This is a genomic window from Dokdonia sp. (assembly GCF_039945015.1).
Taxonomy (GTDB): domain Bacteria; phylum Bacteroidota; class Bacteroidia; order Flavobacteriales; family Flavobacteriaceae; genus Dokdonia.
In genome coordinates this window covers 637,653-656,418 of record NZ_JBDUXP010000018.1, presented here as the reverse complement: position 1 = coordinate 656,418, position 18,766 = coordinate 637,653, and the positions used below count along the sequence as shown (strand labels likewise).

At 35.2% G+C, this 18,766-nt stretch carries 21 protein-coding genes; 4 read left to right on the top strand and 17 right to left on the bottom strand.

Features of this window, described 5'->3' with window-relative positions:
• A partial coding sequence (locus ABJD27_RS14470; RefSeq protein WP_348202059.1) for a hypothetical protein occupies positions 1-1,976 on the bottom strand: 1,976 nt, incomplete at its 3' end.
• 153 nt (positions 1,977-2,129) lie between these two features.
• Between ABJD27_RS14470 and ABJD27_RS14465 the strand changes: the two genes are divergently transcribed.
• Complete coding sequence (locus tag ABJD27_RS14465; protein WP_348163524.1) at positions 2,130-2,705, top strand: DNA-3-methyladenine glycosylase I; 576 nt, start codon at positions 2,130-2,132, stop codon at positions 2,703-2,705.
• A gap of 57 nt (positions 2,706-2,762) precedes the next feature.
• Here ABJD27_RS14465 and aat read toward each other — a convergent pair whose 3' ends face one another.
• The 4 genes from aat to ABJD27_RS14445 all read right to left on the bottom strand — a co-directional run bounded on the left by aat (position 2,763) and on the right by ABJD27_RS14445 (position 6,266).
• The gene (gene aat, locus ABJD27_RS14460) at positions 2,763-3,410 is read right to left on the bottom strand and encodes a leucyl/phenylalanyl-tRNA--protein transferase (protein WP_348163527.1); all 648 of its coding nucleotides are present in this window, start codon (positions 3,408-3,410) and stop codon (positions 2,763-2,765) included.
• A 1-nt stretch (position 3,411) separates the two neighbouring features.
• Positions 3,412-4,776 (bottom strand): TIGR00366 family protein, encoded by a 1,365-nt coding sequence (locus ABJD27_RS14455; protein WP_348163530.1) that lies wholly within the window; start codon positions 4,774-4,776, stop codon positions 3,412-3,414.
• Between the two features lie 190 nt (positions 4,777-4,966).
• Positions 4,967-5,350 (bottom strand): DUF3127 domain-containing protein, encoded by a 384-nt coding sequence (locus ABJD27_RS14450; RefSeq protein ID WP_348163533.1) that lies wholly within the window; start codon positions 5,348-5,350, stop codon positions 4,967-4,969.
• Between the two features lie 40 nt (positions 5,351-5,390).
• Positions 5,391-6,266, bottom strand: a complete 876-nt coding sequence (locus ABJD27_RS14445; protein WP_348163536.1) for a flavin reductase family protein — start codon at positions 6,264-6,266, stop codon at positions 5,391-5,393.
• Positions 6,267-6,481: 215 nt separating this feature from the next.
• Here ABJD27_RS14445 and ABJD27_RS14440 point away from each other — a divergent pair, with 215 nt between their 5' ends.
• Both ABJD27_RS14440 and ABJD27_RS14435 read left to right on the top strand, forming a co-directional pair.
• Positions 6,482-7,666, top strand: coding sequence for a HAMP domain-containing sensor histidine kinase (locus tag ABJD27_RS14440; RefSeq protein WP_348202058.1), 1,185 nt, complete (start codon positions 6,482-6,484; stop codon positions 7,664-7,666).
• The gene (locus ABJD27_RS14435) at positions 7,666-8,244 is read left to right on the top strand and encodes an NUDIX domain-containing protein (RefSeq protein WP_348168551.1); all 579 of its coding nucleotides are present in this window, start codon (positions 7,666-7,668) and stop codon (positions 8,242-8,244) included. Before ABJD27_RS14440 ends, ABJD27_RS14435 begins: the two co-directional genes overlap by 1 nt.
• Here the strand turns inward: ABJD27_RS14435 and ABJD27_RS14430 are convergent.
• Together ABJD27_RS14430 and greA are read right to left on the bottom strand one after the other, a co-directional pair.
• Positions 8,239-8,628: an HIT family protein gene (locus ABJD27_RS14430; RefSeq protein ID WP_348168554.1), complete on the bottom strand. Its 390-nt coding sequence runs from the start codon at positions 8,626-8,628 to the stop codon at positions 8,239-8,241. The two genes, ABJD27_RS14435 and ABJD27_RS14430, sit on opposite strands and share 6 nt — an antisense overlap.
• Positions 8,629-8,631: 3 nt before the next feature.
• Positions 8,632-9,108, bottom strand: coding sequence for a transcription elongation factor GreA (gene greA, locus ABJD27_RS14425; RefSeq protein ID WP_348168557.1), 477 nt, complete (start codon positions 9,106-9,108; stop codon positions 8,632-8,634).
• A gap of 216 nt (positions 9,109-9,324) precedes the next feature.
• Between greA and ABJD27_RS14420 the strand changes: the two genes are divergently transcribed.
• Positions 9,325-9,744 (top strand): hypothetical protein, encoded by a 420-nt coding sequence (locus ABJD27_RS14420; RefSeq protein ID WP_348168560.1) that lies wholly within the window; start codon positions 9,325-9,327, stop codon positions 9,742-9,744.
• Here ABJD27_RS14420 and ABJD27_RS14415 read toward each other — a convergent pair.
• The 10 genes from ABJD27_RS14415 to ABJD27_RS14370 all read right to left on the bottom strand — a co-directional run bounded on the left by ABJD27_RS14415 (position 9,737) and on the right by ABJD27_RS14370 (position 18,742).
• Positions 9,737-10,174: a hypothetical protein gene (locus ABJD27_RS14415; protein WP_348202057.1), complete on the bottom strand. Its 438-nt coding sequence runs from the start codon at positions 10,172-10,174 to the stop codon at positions 9,737-9,739. The two genes, ABJD27_RS14420 and ABJD27_RS14415, sit on opposite strands and share 8 nt — an antisense overlap.
• Before the next feature lie 63 nt (positions 10,175-10,237).
• A complete protein-coding gene (locus ABJD27_RS14410; protein ID WP_348168566.1) occupies positions 10,238-12,613 on the bottom strand; it encodes a TonB-dependent receptor in 2,376 nt (791 codons plus the stop codon).
• 356 nt (positions 12,614-12,969) lie between these two features.
• Entirely contained in the window at positions 12,970-13,371 is a 402-nt protein-coding gene (gene arfB, locus ABJD27_RS14405) for an alternative ribosome rescue aminoacyl-tRNA hydrolase ArfB (RefSeq protein WP_348168569.1), read from the bottom strand.
• A 3-nt stretch (positions 13,372-13,374) separates the two neighbouring features.
• Complete coding sequence (locus ABJD27_RS14400; protein WP_348168572.1) at positions 13,375-14,940, bottom strand: DUF4301 family protein; 1,566 nt, start codon at positions 14,938-14,940, stop codon at positions 13,375-13,377.
• Positions 14,937-15,497 (bottom strand): ATP-binding protein, encoded by a 561-nt coding sequence (locus ABJD27_RS14395; RefSeq protein ID WP_348168574.1) that lies wholly within the window; start codon positions 15,495-15,497, stop codon positions 14,937-14,939. The genes ABJD27_RS14400 and ABJD27_RS14395 overlap by 4 nt, the downstream gene beginning before the upstream one ends.
• A complete protein-coding gene (gene pnuC, locus ABJD27_RS14390) occupies positions 15,458-16,090 on the bottom strand; it encodes a nicotinamide riboside transporter PnuC (RefSeq protein ID WP_348168577.1) in 633 nt (210 codons plus the stop codon). Before pnuC ends, ABJD27_RS14395 begins: the two co-directional genes overlap by 40 nt.
• Complete coding sequence (locus ABJD27_RS14385; RefSeq protein ID WP_348168580.1) at positions 16,074-16,334, bottom strand: hypothetical protein; 261 nt, start codon at positions 16,332-16,334, stop codon at positions 16,074-16,076. Before ABJD27_RS14385 ends, pnuC begins: the two co-directional genes overlap by 17 nt.
• Before the next feature lie 12 nt (positions 16,335-16,346).
• Entirely contained in the window at positions 16,347-17,312 is a 966-nt protein-coding gene (locus ABJD27_RS14380) for a carboxypeptidase-like regulatory domain-containing protein (protein WP_348168582.1), read from the bottom strand.
• A gap of 35 nt (positions 17,313-17,347) precedes the next feature.
• Positions 17,348-18,055, bottom strand: a complete 708-nt coding sequence (locus tag ABJD27_RS14375) for a geranylgeranylglyceryl/heptaprenylglyceryl phosphate synthase (protein WP_348168585.1) — start codon at positions 18,053-18,055, stop codon at positions 17,348-17,350.
• Between the two features lie 63 nt (positions 18,056-18,118).
• Positions 18,119-18,742: a 4'-phosphopantetheinyl transferase superfamily protein gene (locus tag ABJD27_RS14370; protein ID WP_348168588.1), complete on the bottom strand. Its 624-nt coding sequence runs from the start codon at positions 18,740-18,742 to the stop codon at positions 18,119-18,121.
• Positions 18,743-18,766 lie beyond the last annotated feature (24 nt).

Sequence of the window (18,766 nt, the reverse complement as noted above, 5' to 3'; positions counted from 1 at the left end):
ACTCTAATATTTATAGCAGAGGCTGTCCCTGTATTTTGAAAACGAATCAGATAATGTAAATATTCATCTGCATTTTCAATAAGTACTTCATCTCCTTCAAGACATCTTTTGTCATTTGGATCAAAGGAGTTGACAACAACTTGATTTAATTCGAATGTATTGTCATTAGGTGTTTGATCATCATTATTTGGAGAGATAGATGCTGTATATTGTAAAATATCATCACCTTGTACTACTGGTGGTTGCTCAACAAGCATGACAAGATCAATAGTCCTACTTGTTAAAGGTTGAAGGTCTACAAAATCCCAAGAAAGTGTATTTCCTGCTGTATTTGTAGGACTTGGTTCTGACGTTTCAAATCCAACAAGTGCATCATCAAAACTAAGATCAACAGTCCCAGATAAAGTCGTTGTTCCTATATTAGTATATACTATTTGATAAGTGGCTGCAAATCCAGGTCTCGCTTGAGATACAGGAATTAATGTAACTGAAAGATCGTTTACAGTCTCGGTAGATGTTATACAGAAATTTACATTCTCCGTTTGATTAAATCCAGTAAATGTATTTTGGTGTACTATAGGATCTGTCGTAAAATAATTAGGTAACCCTACTACTTGGGTATCGTATGTTCCCTCAAAAACCTGCATGCTAAAGTCACCTGTAATAATTGATGTAGTTGCAAAATTAGACACTCCATCTGTGCTTTGTACTATAGCAGAGATAGGTTGATCATCAGGGTCACATCCATTATTGTTTTCATCGTATGAGATAATGCCTGTGAACTCATTTGTCTCACCTATATTCCCAGAACATATATCTAGTAGTGTAACTGTGTCTGAAACTTCAAAATTTGTAAGCGCATAATCTATATCATCTACACATATAAATGCTAGATTGTCATTACTACTCACAGCACTAAATTTTATACCTCCTAAACCACTTCCATTGCTACTAATAGAACACGTTGTATCGGGATCAAAATTTGTATTAGCGCCATTTTTTACATTTATATACTCTATAGAAGTATTAACAATAGCGACATAACAAAGATTAGTATTAGTACTAAGGTCTAAAGATGTTATTCCAGAATTGTTTATTATACGGAGCGATCGTAATTCGGTATTTTGAGATATGTCTAAGGATGTTAATCCTAAATAAACTCTAAGTGCTCTTAAATTTATATTATTGCTAATATCAATAGAAGTCATATTTGAATATCCAAGATCTAATGATTCTAGTGCCGTATTCTGAGAGAGGTCTATGTCTAATATATCAGTAGTCTGTATATTTAAGGTTTTTAAATTAGGAAAAATACTAGTGTCAAGTGTTGAGATCTCTGTAGAACTTATACTGATATATTCTAATTCTGTTTGCGAACTAAAATCGTCAAATGTCGTGAACGGAGTACCCGCTATGTTTATTCTTTTAAGGTTATTTGATGATAGATCTAATGTGCTTATGTTTGTTGACCAAAGAAAGAGTTCTTCAAGCAAGAGGTTATTAGATACATCTAGTGTCGATAAGTTAGTACTTATAGCAAATAAAGAGAATAGATTTTCATTATTAGAAAGATCTAAATTTGAGATGAAATTATTACTTATACTTAGTTCTTCTAATGCGATATTTGATGACGTATTAAGTTCTGTTAAATCATTACCTGTTAAACGTATGTTCTTAGCCCAAAAAAGGACACTTATATCAATAGAAGAAATATCATTATGACTCAGTCTAAATTCTTCTACCTCTGTAAAATTCTCTAAGCCTGTAATGTCAGTGATCCCTTTGGATTGTAACGTTAAATAATAAATGTTGTAATTTGTAGCTTCACTTACTTCAATTTCTCCATTGTTATTTGTGTCAATAGTTGGAGAATGATTGACCAATGCGTCCTTTAAATTTGCATCTGGAAAGTTGATGATTTGAGCTTGTACAGCTCCATATATGAATATAAATAGCAGGAGTGTAATTTTTTTCATTGATGATTGGTTGTTGTATAAACAAGACTTAAATCTTCCTAAAAGGTTGCTTTAAAAAGACTTATTTATTGCTTTGATGGTTTGTGTTAGTTTACTTTTTTAAAAGTAATGAAGGATATATCTTTATAGGATAATTCCGATAAACGATTACTGATGACAAAACAGAAATGCGGTTGGTGTGTAGGAGATGATCTTTATGAATCCTACCACGATAACGAATGGGGAACTCCATTAAGAGATGAAGGTTTATTATTTGAATTTCTAGTACTTGAAACCTTTCAAGCGGGATTGAGTTGGATTACTATTTTGCGTAAGCGGGAGAACTTTAGAGTAGCTTTTGATCATTTTGATTACAAGCGTATCGCACAGTATGATGAAGATAAAATCCAAAGTTTGTTGCAAGATGCAGGGATCATTCGTAATAAACTCAAAGTGCGTGGTACTGTGACGAATGCCAAATTGTATATGGAAATCCAAAAAGAATTTGGAAGTTTTTCTAAGTATTTATGGGCGTATGTAAATGACACACCTATCCAGAATAGTTGGAAGCATTATAAAGATTGCCCTGCAAATACACCTTTGAGTGATCAGATAAGTAAAGACCTTAAGAAACGAGGGTTTAAATTTGTAGGATCTACCGTGATTTATGCATTTATGCAAGCTATAGGAATGGTAAATGACCATGCTGTTGGGTGTTATCGATATGGAGAAGTGCAATCCCTCACCTAACCTCTCGCAGAGGAAGAGGGATCTACTAACGTTTCTTCTTCGTTTTGGGGAAGTGATTTAAAGGATAGGAGAGAGGTATTTCAAGAACGTTTCTCTAGGGATCTCTTTGGCACCAAGACTAGCGAGATGATCGGTATACATTTGGCAATCGATGAGACGGTAATTTTCTTGTTTTAGCTTTCGCGAAAGCGTAATAAACCCAACTTTACTTGCATTACTAACTTTAGAAAACATGCTCTCTCCGCAAAAAATGCCTTTGTCTTTTAAATCGATACCGTATAAACCGCCTACAAGTTGATCATCTTGCCAAACTTCTACAGAAATACAATGCCCCATTTCATGTAATTTAAGATATGCAGCGACCATAGCATTTGTAATCCAAGTGTCGTTTTGCCCTTCTCTAGGGATGCGTTTACAAGCGAGAATAACTTCGAGAAAATTCTGATTGTAGGTTACTTTAAATTGCCCTTCACGAAAAACTTTGCGCATAGATTTTGAAGTGCGTACTTGTTCTGGTTGGACCACCATACGTGGGTCAGGACTCCACCATAATGCCATCTGTCCTTCATTAAACCAAGGAAAAATACCAGAATGATATGCAAGTAAAAGTCGCTCATGTTGTAAATCACCGCCTATGGCAAGCAATCCATCTTCTTCTGCTTGAGATGGATGTGGAAAGGCGATATCTTCTGTGAGAATATGCATATTATAATACTAATAATCCTAAAATATAGACGGCACTTCCTACAACCATAAGGATAAGCGTGTAGGGTAAGATTTCTTTAGCTTTTAATTTTGTAATGCCTAGTAATGGTAATGCCCAGAAGGGTTGTAGCATATTAGTGACTTGATCCCCATAGGCAAGTGCCATAATGGCTTTGGGTAATGGTACGCCTAATGACAGTGCGCTTTCTATCACGATAGGACCTTGTATAGCCCATTGTCCACCACCGCTAGGCACAAAAATATTGACAAGGCCTGCGCTAAAAAATGTGAATATAGGAAGTGTTGTCTCTGTAGCTACAGCAATAAATGCATCACTAATCATGGTGACCATTCCTGTACCTTTCATAATGCCCATAATCCCAAAATATAATGGAAATTGAATTAAAATACCGCTAGTGCCACCTATTGCTTTTTCTATAGCTTTTAGGAAGTTTTTAAAATTGCCATGTAAGATAACTCCTAATCCTAACATTAAGAAATTAAGCATATTTGGGGATAATGATTTTCCGTAGTATTGTATAAAAAAGGTAGAAAGAAGTATAAAACCAAATCCTATGGCGAGTAATTTGGAGTGGTCTAGTTTATCATTCTTTTCTTGAGTTTCAGTCACTTCTTTTGTAGTGGTAAAATCTGGTAATTCTGTTGTCTTGCCATTTCGCGCAAGCAAATAAAAAGTGAATGGTATGACAATGAGTAGTATTCCGAAAATGAGGAGATTCCACCAACTAAAGATAGTTTGCTGACTTGTAATAATTTCCGGAATAGTAGCTAAAGTCTCTGGAGAAACAATGCCTTCCATCATGGTTGTAATATGCCCCTCTTCGGCTACTTTTAAAGGGGCAGATCCGCTCATGCCGCCATGCCAAATCATAAGCCCTATATAGCCTGATGCTCCTACAAGTGGATAATTTATTTTAAATCCTCTTCGCAAGGATGCTTCTCCTACTTTACGGGCCATGATGGCTCCAAAAATGAGACCTAATCCCCAGTTAAAAAAAGCAACAAGCATCGTTGTAATACTGATTAATAATACAGCGCTTATGGTGTCTTTTGCATAAAAGGTTATTTGGTCTATTACCCAACTCATAGGTTTGCTTAATACAAGCACATGTCCCAATACAAGAATGAGCATCATTTGATAGGCAAATACTAAGAGGTTATTATTCCAAATACCTTCTTCCCAGAATTTTAAAATAGTAATGTGATGAGATGTCTCAGATGGATTTTCTGTATATAGAAGTACAAGGGCAAGTACCATGGTGAGTATTGTCAATAAAATGGCAATTACAAAAGGAGAAGGAATGTACTTTTGAAAAAGTGTTTCTATAGTTTTTGTGATAGACATAAATGACTTCTTGTTTTACAGATGATATTATATTCTGAAAAGAGAAAGATACTAAAAAGCTTTTATGTAAGAGGCCTCCATGATAGGTCTTCTAGATTTGAGAATACTTAAAATAAGTACATAAAAAAGTCCGTAGCTAAGGGGATAACTACGGACAAAATGGAACTTTTAGGGGTTCCAAGATGATTACCTAAAAAGGTAAATCATCATGATCTTCTGTATTAAGATTGCTAGCAGGTTCAAAAGCATCTGCAGGAGGCATTGGAGGCATTTCTGGAGCACCTTGTGGTGCTGCAGCTTGTAAGTTCTCTATACGCCATCCTTGGATACTATTAAAGTACTTTGTCTCTCCTTGAGGATTAACCCATTCGCGACCTCTTAAATTGATACTTATTTTTACATTTTGTCCTACTTGATAATTATTAAGTAGATCTGTTTTGTCTTGCACAAATTCCACCATAATATGTTGTGGATATTGCTCATCAGTTGTGACTACGATTTCACGTTTTCTGAATCCATTATTGCCGAAAGTTTGTGTCTCTCCGACCATCTTGATTTTACCTTGTACTTCCATCTTCAAATAAAAAATTATAGAGTGTAAATGTAGCTAAAAATTAAAGCTTTGCAAGAAGAACTTTCCACGCGTTATTCACATTTTGTTTAACGAGATATTCTTGCGCTCTTTTATGTAGACTTTTTAAGTCTCCAGATTGTATCGCTTCTTTTATTTCTATATGATTTGCAACAAATTCTTGTACTTCTTCTGTCGTAGGAAGTTGCTCTACATTACCTAGCATCCCAAGATCGTTTCCTGTGAGAATGGTACTTAATCGTATAGATTCAGGAATTTGATCTACCCCTATTCCAAGACGTGCTACAGGCTTAGGAACTTCAAATAATCCTTGATTTGCACGACTATACCAATTACCACCCATACGAGCAACTTGGTCTATTTTTAACGGATCTATAGCTCCATTAGTATCTAAAACCGCTTCTTTTATGTGAATTTTAAGAATTTCGCAAATCACAAGATTACCAGCCCCTCCTTGAGTACCTAGCGGCTTTACTTCTATCACATTACATTCAAACTGCACAGGAGATTCTGCTACACGAGGAGGTTGTACTACCTCAGAAGCGAGTTCTGTAAGACCAGATTTTGTAAACTCATTCACTCCTTTTGCATAGGCAGTACTCGCTAGACTCATTTGCTGTACCATCGCATAATCTACAATGTTTATCGTAGTTTCTGGTACCTCTAATACGTTATCTAAAGTGTTTTTTGTACTATTATCACGCCCACTTCTCGATGGAGAAAATACGAGAATAGGAGGATTTGCTCCAAAAACATTAAAAAAACTAAAAGGTGCAAGGTTTATTTCCCCTTGAGCATTTACAGTACTTGCAAAAGCAATAGGACGAGGTCCTACAGCTCCAGTTAAATGTCCAAATAGTTTTGGAATAGGAATTTCTTTTGGATCTATCGTTTGCATAAAAAAACGTTTTGTCAAAGGTAGGAAAAGACAAAAAGGAAAAGTAAACTTTGATGAATCATTTCTAGAGAGATCATATATACTAGAGATATTATTATCTCGTTAGTCTGTGTAGAATAGAAGTTTTTACTTTTCAAGAGGTGTTTTTCAGACTTTAATTCTATATTTAATACACCTGAATAGTATAAAGTAATTTGGGTCAAAATAACACAACCATGAATTTTAGCCCTAAACCTCAATATGCGAGGTGGTTTATTATAATATCTTCTCTAGTTATTACCACACTTATTGTTTGGAATATACTATTGTTTTTTGATCAGATCAAAGACTCAGAACGCAGTAAGATGGAAGTATATGCGGCAGCACAAAGAGCCATTGCAGAAACCGCAGAGATTATCCCGAAAAATAAAAATGCACGTCAACTAGAGGAATCCTTGAGTAATCTGTATCTATTAATCCTTTCTGAAAATAATACGATCCCGATCCTTACTTATAACCCGGAAGAAGAAACCTATAACCCAGTAAATATCCCTAATAGTGATGCATTAACACAAGAAGAACTAGCAGCTATGGCTAGTGAGTTTGCACTTACAAACCAGCCGCTAGATATTGTTTGGGATGGCGTAAAGTTAAATACCATTTATTATGGCAATTCTTCTATTATAGGGCAGCTTAAATATTTTCCGATTGCACTATTGGTGATTGTCGTTTTATTTATAGCACTTATTTATTTTTATTATTTGACGTCTAAGTCATCTGCTCAGAACTTATTATGGGCAGGTATGGCAAAAGAAACAGCACATCAAATTGGGACACCATTGTCATCCCTAGTTGGGTGGACCGAGATTTTAAAAACCGAAGATGTCAATCCAGATTATATCAAAGAAATGACCAAGGATATTGACCGATTAGAAACGATTACAGACCGTTTTAGTAAAATAGGATCTGTACCTGATCTCAAGGAAGTTGATATTATTATGGAAACAAAATCAGCTTTTGATTACTTAGAAAATCGCAGTTCCAAACTCATTAATTTTTCTATAGACCTTCCAGGTGGAGAACTTCCAGTAATGCTTAACAAGCAATTGTATGGCTGGACCATAGAAAATATGTTTAAAAATGCAATAGACGCGATGAAAGGTCGAGGAGACCTCTCTATAGTAATTACGCGTGATACAAGTTATGCAAAAGTGCTCATATCTGATACAGGAAAAGGAATCCCTAAAAGTAAATTCCATAGCATTTTTGAACCTGGATTTACAACAAAAAAACGCGGATGGGGATTAGGATTATCACTAGCAAAACGTATCATAGAAGAATATCATGATGGACGCGTCAGTGTTCTTAAAAGTGAAATAGATAAGGGAACAACCATGCAAATCTCATTAAAACTTATCTAATGCCTAAGTATATAAAAAATATCAAAAAAACATTGCTTTCTGATAACTGGGCGATCCTTCATAAAGTCACTTTTGATTATCAAGATTCTAAAGGAAAATGGGACCCTCAAGTACGCGAAGTATATGACAGGGGTAATGGTGCGGCCGTTATTTTATATAACAAAGAGCATGGAAGTGTCGTGCTCACAGAGCAATTGCGTATGCCTACCTATTTTAATGGGAATCCTAGCGGAATGCTCATTGAGGTATGTGCAGGATTACTAGATGATAATGATCCAGAAACAGCCATAAAAAAAGAAATAGAAGAAGAAACCGGATATCATATTTCTGCTGTAGAAAAAGTAATGGATTTATACATGTCTCCTGGTTCTGTAACAGAGATTGTCCATTTGTTTATTGCGAGTTATACGGCAAAAGACAAAGTAAGCGAAGGTGGTGGAGTTGCTGATGAGAATGAGGATATTAAAGTGCATGAGTACGCTTTCGCGAAAGCGTATGCTATGATAAAAACAGGAGAAATTAAAGATGCAAAAACAGTCATCTTATTACAACATTTAAAACTACAAGGAATTTTATAAATGTGCTTTGATTTCTTCGATAAGCACTTTAAAATCATCTGAAGACAGCGATGTTTTATTTACAAAACGAGCATCCTCCATCGATTGAAGCGGAATTAAATGCACATGAACGTGTGGCACTTCAAGACCAATCACACTCACTCCTATACGTTTGCAAGGAACTGCTTTTTCCAAAGCAATAGCTGTTTTTCTAGAAAAAGCCATTAAGTCTAAGTACGCTTCTTCAGAAAGGTCAAAAATACGATTGACTTCTTCCTTAGGAATACATAATGTATGTCCTTTTGTATTAGGGTTTATATCCAATATTGCAATATGACGATCATCTTCATGTATGATATGACCAGGAATCTCTCGATTGATAATTTTTGTAAAAATACTTGCCATCTATTAATCTCTGTTAATTTCTATAATGTCAAATTTCATAACCCCTTTAGGAACTTGTATTTCTGCAATATCACCTACTTTTTTTCCTAAAAGACCTTTGCCTATAGGAGAATCTACAGAGATTTTACCAGTTTTGACATCGGCTTCATTTTGAGCAACGAGCTTATAATTCATTTTCATCCCGTTCACTTGATTTTTAATAGTAACGGTAGAGTGTACAAGTACCTTGCTAGTGTCAAGTTGTGACTCATCTATAATACGTGCATTAGAGGCAAGCTCTTCCATTTTTGAGATGCGCATTTCTAACATCCCTTGCGCTTCTTTTGCTGCGTCATATTCTGCATTTTCACTTAAATCTCCTTTATCTCTAGCTTCGGCAATTGCTTGAGATGCTTTAGGGCGCTCTATATCTCGTAATTGATTAAGTTCATCTTTAAGTTTTTGTAATCCTTCGGCAGTGTAATAATTTACTTTACTCATATTCTATATTTTTAATGCCTTTACACCGGCTTCATTTTATTATATAACAATTCCCGACGAGGCGGGAACAAAAAAATCCCATTTTCACGGGATTTGTCTTACGAATATACAAAATATTTTACTGGCTACGCCGTTTTATAGTAAATTGCAACTTTTAAGAAGTACGCTTTCGCGAAAGCGTACTCAATAACATTTATAATTATATACATTTTTTACATGCGTAATACCTTACTTTTAAGTATCCTTTTAATGATTCTTTCTGGTTGTTCTTCTGACGACCGCCGTAATAGTAATCCATTTATCATCGATATTAATTTCAGTGTTCAGCTTGGTGGAATTGATGTGCTAGATCTAGACATCCCAAGTAATCCTGTATATGTGCCTAATGCAGGTTTGCGAGGCGCATTTGTGATCAATACCGGAAGCGGATTGCTAGCCTGGGAAGCATCAGATCCTAACCATAGCCCTAACGAGTGTTCTACCATGGTTATAAATGGTATAGAAGTAATATGTCAATGTGATGATGCTCATACCTATAATCTTTTTACAGGACAAGCTTCTGGAGAGGTATTAGATTTTGCTATGATACCTTATAGAGTAGAACGTAATGGTAATGGCATTGTAGTTTCTAATTAAGTTTTAAATTCTTTAGTCGATCATAGAATCTTTGAGAGAGTATAGAATCTCTTTTTATTAGTCTATATTCTTTTCTTATATAAAACTCATACCAAGGCTTTGCGTATCGTACATTAAGATAAGCAGTGTCATAAGTTGTATCTCTTATATTTACTATTAAGTCATTTGTATTATCATTTGCAAATTCAATATTCGATAGGGTATAGTTATTCCTATTTTTCCAAACGATTTTTGAAATTGAAACTACAGTATATCCTTTTGAAGTCATTTCCATCTGGATAGAGTCATTACGCTCAATAAAACAAAGAAATCTATCCCCTTTATATAACTCAAAGTGACCCGTAGCAAATGTATTATTTTTAAGAGGTTCTATATCTTTTTCAACACAGGATACAAGAAGGAAAATCAGTAAAGTTATTTTGTAGTTCATCATTTAAATATATAAAAAAGCCTACTCAAGTGAGTAGGCTTTTTTATGAAAGGTATTCTGGATTTAAAACCTCAAGGTAGTTCCGATTAAAAAGTTGGTGCCAGCTTGTGGATAAAAACCTGCACCCTCAACAGTAGTAATTTCTCCAGGAACGCTAAAATCATCATCAAACGTGAAGAAATATCCATTAGAAATAAATCGTTCATCAAATACATTATTTATCAATAAATTTAATGTAATTCCTTTAAAAAATGCAATTTCACCCAATTCGTAGGTTACGTTGAAATCGTTTACAAAGTAACTGTCCAATAGTGAAGTAGGGCTGTCTATATTTCCTAAGTATTGCTCTCCAACAAATTTTGATAAGAATTGTAGGGTAAGTCCTTTTACAGGAACATATTGAATAGTGTTGCCTGCTACTACGTCGGGAGAAAACGAGATATTTGTGTCTCCAAGATTCTGTAATACACCATCTCTTTGGAATAAGAAATCTTTATTCTTATTTGTGCTTAGTGCTAGATTTGGATAGACACTCAGTTTTGAAGTCAATTGTACAGCAGCTTCTATTTCTATACCTGCTCTATAACTCTGGCCACTGTTTGTACGTATAGGTGCTCCTACATCGTCTATACCAGAGACAACTAATTGGTCACGAAAATCTAAGTAATATCCATTTATATTTAGCTTTATTTTAGACGTATTATATCTCCATCCTAATTCAAAGTCATTGAGACGTTCTGGTCTTGGTGCTCCATTTTCAAAATCAGTGCGGTTAGGCTCACGATTTGCTCTGGCATAACTTCCGTAAAATTGATTTTTGCTATCAAGCTTAAAAGTAACCCCAGCTTTAGGGTTGAAAAAACTATACGTTTCATCTACGATAAATTCTTCAACATCAGAATTAATCCCATCTGTTTCATAGTTGATAAACCTTCCTTGAAGATCTCCATAGACACTCCACTGATTGTTTACTTTATAGGTCGCTTTTGCAAAAGCAGAAAACTCTCCTTTATCGCCTGTGCCAAAATAATAGTTGTCTCCAATTTCAGAATCGCTAGCAAAACGCGCCCAGATAACTTCACCAAAATGATCTCCATTATATTGACTCCAGTATAATCCTGATGTAAAATTCCATTGCGTATCTTTATAATTAACATTGGCATTTACTACATAAAAATCATTATCTAACCAGCGACGGCGTATAAGATCTGTTGTTTCAATGGTTTCTCCACCAATAGTAACAGGAGTAAAGCCATAAAAACTAAAGTCATCATCTTCTTCATATTCTTCAAAAAAACCACGTCCATAGGTATAGTTGAAACTTAGATTTGTACTCCAATTGTTATTGTATTTTTGATTCCAGTGTAATTGATAGTGATCTTGTTTATAATCATCTACTTGATTTTCATGAAACCTGATGTTTCCATCTTCATCTGTAAATTGACCCGCTGGATTAAATGTTGGATTATTTTCTGCAGTATCTGCATCTACACCAAACCAAGACTGGTAGGTGACTTCTGATCCAGCAAAATTGATAGCTTTGATTAATGTATTTTCATCTTTATAAGAAGCCTGTAGGAAATAAGACTTCAGATCTGAAGAAGCCCGATCTATATATCCGTCAGATTTTATTTGTGATAAGCGTCCCGAAATTTCTATATGATCATTTAAAAGACCAGTGCTAAACTTTACGTTATGACGTCTTGTTCCAAACGATCCAAAAGAGTGAGATGTAGTTCCATAAGCTTCGTCAGAAACAGCATCTGTCAAAATGTTTAAGCTTGCTCCAAAAGCGCCTGGACCGTTGGTAGAAGTTCCTACACCACGTTGTAATTGTAGGCTTTCTACAGATGAGGTAAAGTCTTGAAGGTTTACAAAAAAGCTGGTAGCACTCTCTGCATCATTATAAGGAATTCCGTTTATAGTTACATTAATCCCTTGATTTCCTGTTCCTCGTACTCTAAAACCCGTATATCCTATACCTGCACCTGCATCAGAGGTAGTCACAACATTGGGAAGGAATTTTATTTGAGTAGCAATGTCTTGTCCTAAATTACGTTCTGCTAGTTGTTCTTTATCTAGATTAGAATGTGTGATGGGTGAATCTGCTGCAACACGTACAGCGCGTACAAGAACCTCATCTAATGCTTCTAGTTTTTCATCTATTTGAACATCTATTTCTGTATCTCCTTTTAAAGTAATCACTACCTCATTAGAAGTTTGCCCATAACTAAAAACTAGCGTGTGAGTACCTCTTGTTAATTCAATAGCATACCTTCCTTGGGCATCCGTCAGAACTCCACTTGAAGTCCCTTTTTTATAGACACTTGCTCCAGGGAGTGGTTCGTTTTCGTTACTTACAGTTCCAGAAACCTTATAGACTTGACTGAAAGCGATTGTTGTACATAGTACAAAAATAATAGATAGGATTTTTTTCATCCGTAATGTTGGTTTGTTAAGAATAAAAAGGGTGATTATTCTGGTTTTAAAATAGAAAATACCCCATACAAACGTACGGACTTGAAGAGTGGCTTCTGTCAATAGAAGCATCTCGCCGACACAAAGTATATAAAAAGCCAGCGCGCCTGCTCGCTCCTCATAAAATGTCTATTAAACATTTTTACTCGGCCGTCCCTAAACAGCATTACCTGTTCTAGGTTCAATGGGTATAATCTCAGCTGTCATAATTATAAAATTAATCTAGCACCCCTTTGAGATGATGCAAAAGTAGCATGTAAAAAGAATAAAATGCAACCTAAATCAGAAAAATATTTTTTGAGATACTAGATGATGATTTAGTATTCTGGTCTTTTTCGATTTGACTTCTTTTCAGAATGTTGTTTCTTAGATTGTAATCGCTTGAGTTTTGAGGAATAAGATGGTTTCGATTTTTTACGAACTTTAGGAATCGTGAGTGCTGCTTCTAAAAGTTCAAAAAACCGACGAATGACATGCCCTTTGTTTTTGAGTTGACTCCGAGTTTGTCCTGAAGAAAGAATTAGGACGTGTTCTTTGGTAAGACGGTTTTGTAGTTTTTCACGTAAGCGTGCTTTCTCATCTTCAGAAAAACATGCAGAATGATCAAGGTGCCAAAATAACTCAATACGTGTACTGGTTTTATTTACGTGTTGCCCTCCTGATCCACTACTTCTAGAAGCTTTGAAGGTAAGTTCATTGAGAAGTAGTTCTTTATTCATGTATTACTCTTTCTTTTTACTCATTTGATGTGCAGGTTTTAATAAGTCATTTACTGTTTTTACAGGATTAAATGTAATAAGTGGTACTTCTACAAAGATGGTATTCCAGAATGCCATAGCGCCATTCCATAATCCAGGATGTTCTAATGCTTTTATGGGTTTTCCTTCGACAGTTTTGTGAGAAATAAAAGCAGCTTTGGCGTCTACAAATTGAGATAAATCATATTTTTCTCCCTTGTAATTTTTGATACCACAAACAAGATCTACAGGATTAAAATGTGTTGCTTTTGCAACAATACTTTGTTGATGAGTGCTGTTAGAATCTATTTGTACACTTTCTACAATTTGTAAACTTATGCGTCCGCTTTCTTGTTTTACCCAGAAAGGACCTCCACCAGGTTCGCCTTCATTTTTTACCATACCACATACACGTATGGGCTTGTCTAATTGTTCTCGTAAATATTCAATTTGATATTTTTGAGAGAATTTCTCAAAATCTCTAGCAAGTTTTAGACTAAATTCATTTTGTAAAAAATGAACAATCTCTAAGATTTTAGGTTCAGCAATTTCTTGTTTGTCGATCAGAGAGACATATTTAAAAGCTTGTTGTTGAAGTTTTAAAAGTTTACCTGCGAGTACTTTTTTATGACATGCAACTTGTTCTTCATAGGAAGAGACAACAACATTATCTATGTTTTTTATAAAGATAATATCTGCTTCTTGATCATTGAGATTTTTAATTAAAGAACCATGCCCTCCAGGTCTGAAGAGTAAACATCCGTTTTCTTTCCTAAATGGGTTGTTTTCTTGAGTTACTGCAATGGTATCTGTAGCTGGAGATTGAAAAGAATAAGAGATGTCAAAGCGTGTTTTTGTTCTTTCTTCTATTCTTTGTTGTGATTTGGAAAACTGTTTTTTAAACTTAGCCTGATGTTCTTTTGAAATGGTAAAGTGTAATCTAGCAGTATCTCCTGTCTTTGCGTATAAAGCAGCTTCAAATAGGTGTTCTTCAAAAGCAGATGCGTTATGATATTTGTATTTGTGAAAAGGGAAGAGACCTTTAGGTTTTTTTCCAAAATTAAGTCCCTCTTCCTCCAGCATTATTTTTACAAATCGTAATCTATTAAGGTCTACATTTTCTTGCTCTTTTTTGCCGTATTTCTTTTTAAGTCGTTTACGTACTTTCTTATAAAAAGGAAAGCTGTCTAGCCCTACAAAGAATAGTCGTAACTCTTGAGCTTGTGTTCTATTTATATATGCATTTACGGTTTCTGTAGTAGGGTCATAGTCTTCTAAAAATTCAAATAAGAATTTGAACATTCTAGTGGCAGCACCAGATGCAGGAATAAACTTAAGTAACGATAGGTTTTCTTTTTGAGCTTCAAAATAAGAGACAAATTCCTGTTCTTCTTTTTGAGTATATGTATAGATCCCATGAGTTATAATAGCTGGATCTCTTAGATCTATATAAGAAAGACCTTGTTTAAAAAGCGCAAGTTGATGCTGTACTTGATCTTTTGATATCCCTTTTTCTAAGAGTACTTTTGTATCTGTCTGGGTGTAATTCAATATAATAATTGGTTTATAGTTTTAGTAGCCATTTGCATACGCTCTTCTACAGATCCTTTTAACAATATATATGGTTTGTTATTGTGTTCTAGGGCATTTTTAAAGAGATCAAACATCTCTTGTCTTTGTTCTGGACGATCTCTTAAATCATCTGCTTCCCAAGGCGTATCAATGTAGGTCAAAAGATACAAATCATAGGTGTTTTTTAACGCATATTTGGTTAATAATTCTGGAGACCATCCTTCATAATAAGCTTCGCTGTAGACTTTTGTAGTGAGTAAATCTGTATCACAGATTGCAAGATTACTCGCCTGAGCGACAGCATTGTTCTCAAGACGCATCTGCCCAATGGCAATCGGAAGTAAATCTTTGGGTCTACAGATTTTTTGTTCTTTTTCCCAGAGATCTTGCAAATATTCTCTTGCATACTCTAGTGCTAGAGGCGCGTTGTAATGTTGAGATAGCTTTCGCGAAAGCGTACTCTTCCCACTACTCTCTGGCCCAAAAAGGCATATTTTTATGCAGTTACTTGGTTGTTGTCTAAGTGCTTCTTCCATGCGAGATAACCATATATAGCGATAATAGTAAAAATTAAATATTGGAGGCTTGTAAAAGTATATCCTTTATAGAAATATAAAGGAATAGAAATAAGGTCTCCGACAATCCAGAAAATCCAGTTTTCTATTTTACGTCTTGCCATAAGCCACATTCCTACAAAGAAAATAGCAGTTGTTATAGTATCTGCATAAGCAACCCAACTCGTCCACTTGCCAAAACTTTTATATACAACGTACACAAAAATAAGTGTTGCAATTCCTATGAAGATACTGTATTGTTTTTCTTTTTTTGTTGTACGTGTAATAGGTGTAAAATGAGTTTCGTCTACTTTACGAGTCCAGATATACCAACCATAGATGCTCATAGCAAAGTAATATCCATTAATCATCATGTCTCCTAGTAAGTCCCATTGAAGGCATAAATAGACAAAAATGAGCGTACTTATAATCCCTGTAGGATATACTAGAATACTATTGCGCTTGCTAAACCAAACGGATAAACCTCCAAAAATAACAGCTATAATTTCTAACCATATTTGGATAGTAGGATATCCTGAATATTGCCCAAAGAGAAAATCAAAAATCTGCGACATAGCTACTGCGATCTGTTTTTACAATTTTCATTTGAAATAGCCCAATATCTATATTAGAAAGACTATTCTTAATCTCTTTTGTAAGCATGTGCATCACCCCATCATAATCTCCATAAACTTGAGTAGATAGTGGGTTTTCTAACACCGTAAATCCCGAAGCTCTTACTCTTTTTATAAAAGCAGAGATGGGTGGTTCATACTCATTTTGTAATGGTGTAAACGTAAGTTCTACAGATACATTCATAGGAATAAGGTCTTATTTTTTTTCTTCAAATACATGTACGATCGTTCCCATTCCATAATTACGAGAACCAGACAGAATAAGGTTTGAATTCTCATTATAGGTTTTATCAAATACTTGCCATTTCTTATTGTTTAAAAAGATACGGCGTACATAGGTTTTTTGAGAAGATAATTGATTTGTAAAAGGGAGTAATGGCCTAAAAGCGGTTGATATTTTCTGAATTCCTCGACGAGTTTTGACTTCTCTATATTTTTTTGACTGCGCTAGTTTGCCTTCTTTGTTTGCGTATCCTAGTACTTGTAAAGAAGCAAAAATACCATCTTCTGGGATAAAGATCTGTTTTGATTGGATGTCTAGTTCAAATACTTTTTCGGCTTCTTGATCTATTGCAAAAACAATCTTTTCATGAACGATAGGTTTTCCAGGCATTCCATTTTCAGGTTCATAAAATTGAATTCTAAAGATCGTTGCATACTTTCCTTTTCCTTTTGATTGGTATTGTGTTTCAGCATTTATAGGGAGTATGAGTTTTCCTATACGGGTAGTTTTTCCTTCATAACGTTTAAAAAACACAGCGACTTCACTCTCCACCGTTGGGAGCCAACTCGTATGAATATCTCCATGCGTTGTTGCTTTTGTTTTCTTTGTTTTAAACTTTCCTCTTTTTGGAGCCGTCACAATCACTTCAGAAAGTTGGCTCGCTTCTGGCATTAATGCAATGATGTCTGGAATATCTGTAGTGCTAAAGGCACGTTCTTTAAACCCAATAGCAGAGATATGCAAGGAGTCAATATCGGCATATTTTTCTTTTACGAAGTCAAAAACGCCATCTTCTCCAGCAAAAGTACCTCGTCCATCCCCAAAAGAAATCGTTGCAAAAGAAACCGGTGTTCTTGCTGCTTCATCAATCACTTGAAATTTCTGAGCATATACACTTAAGGATATACATAGGAAAAGAAACGTAATTTTAATTTTCATAGGTTAAAAATAGGGCTTTCTATACTATTAAGATGTTAACTCCAACTATCGTCTTCAAAAGCGGTGCCAATAACAACCATGGTTGCTCCAGCTTGATATGCCTCTTCCATCGTTTGTCGAGATTTAATTCCACCCCCTACAATTAAAGGAATACTAATGATTTTTCTAACAGCTTTTATAACTTGGGTAGTCACAGGTTGTATGGCGCCACTACCGGCTTCTAAGTAAATACATTTTTTTCCTAGATATTCCCCTGCCAGTGCGGTATTTACAATAGTATCTATATCATTTTGATCTAACGGTAATGTCTCACTTACGCGTTGCACAGCGGTTTCTTTTTCTCCATTTACTAAGATATATCCAGTAGGAATGACTTCTAGATTGCTTTCTAATGTCTTCTTTGCGCCTTTTATTTGTTGCCCAATGAGGTACTCTGGGTTACGTCCCGATAGGAGTGACAAAAACAAAATTCCATCCGCTTCAGGAGTGATTTGAGTATATGCTCCAGGAAATAAAATAATAGGAATTTGGGTGTGTTGTTTTAACGTTTTTACGACTGTTTCTATGCTATTTTCTGGATCGGTGCTACCACCTACAAAGATATGTGTTGTTTGAGAAGGGAGTTTTTGTAAGTACGCTTTCGCGAAAGCTGACGCAGCAACAAACTTATCTGGATCAATAAGAATAGCGAGAAGTCGCTTGTTTTGTGTTTGTGCTGTATGTATATTTTGATAGAGGGTCATGTCTGGCGAAAATACGGAATATGAGTCATAAAGAATTATAGTTCTGAAATCAACAATTTCCGATCAATACCCATATACACAGGTAAAACCTTCAAATTCTAAAAAATAAATATCATAGGTAGATTTTGCAGCATCATATGTGACACTTGCGGTTGTTTTTGCATCGTCAAAATAGAAGTCTTGGACATCAATATGCTTTAAAAAATTCAACCCTTCCTGCGCATATAATTTGTATAATGACTCTTTTGCACCCCATACAATAGTGAGTTTTCGGATGATGGCATCTGTGTTTGCTAATGTCCTGTACTCTTCAAAAGGAGTAAATTTATGAGCAATGCGTAATATTTTGTCACGTTGCATCTCAATATCGATGCCTACCTCCTGATTACTTACAATAATACCAGAAAAGATAAATGAGTGTGTGATAGAGATATGTTTTCCATCATTAAGATGCGGTTTTCCTGAAGGGTCGTAATACAGGTCATGATCTGTGTATCCCGCTTCAGCAAGGAGGTGACGTACACTCATAAAACCTCGTTGGTGTAATTCCGACTTCATACCATCTACTCTTTGCTGGCAATGATCGGTGAGTTTTATGTCCTGAGAAAGCGCATCAAGAGACTCTTCAATCTTCCAAATGTAGAGAGTTGTTTGCGAGTTTATTGTTATTGTTTTGTAAAGAGGCATGAGAACTGTAAGATATTACGTAAT